Origin of the sequence: Achromobacter sp. GbtcB20 (assembly GCF_019091095.1) — a bacterium.
GTDB classification, from domain to species: Bacteria; Pseudomonadota; Gammaproteobacteria; order Burkholderiales; family Burkholderiaceae_B; genus Achromobacter; species Achromobacter mucicolens.
The window spans coordinates 1-312 of sequence record NZ_JAGXJZ010000400.1 but is presented as its reverse complement, the minus strand read 5'-3'; the positions used below and the strand labels follow the sequence as shown (position 1 = coordinate 312).

Below are 312 nucleotides of genomic sequence, written 5' to 3'. Positions count from 1 at the left end.
CTGCCCCGCCTTGGCGTGCACGGTGACGCCCGCGACCGGGTCGATGCTGCCCTCGACGCTCCAGCCGTTCTGCGACTGCGCGCCGTTCGGCACGAACAGGTCGGCGTTGGCTTCGTCCTTCTCGAAGCGCTCGTGGCGCGCGCCCAGCGCCAGGCGTGCATTGGCCGCGCCCGGGAAGCGCATCTCGTCGCGCAGGTAGAAGGCCTTCGAATCCTGGCTCGCGTCCGAACCGGTGCTGGTGGCGCGCTCCCAGCGCATCAGGTCGATGCCGGCCACGACCTCGTTGAGCATGCCGTTCCAGCGCGACGTCTG

1 pseudogene is annotated in these 312 nt (G+C 70.5%); it reads right to left on the bottom strand.

The window, feature by feature from the left end:
* Nucleotides 1-312 (bottom strand): annotated as a pseudogene (locus KVT32_RS29505) (TonB-dependent receptor); the annotation flags it as partial.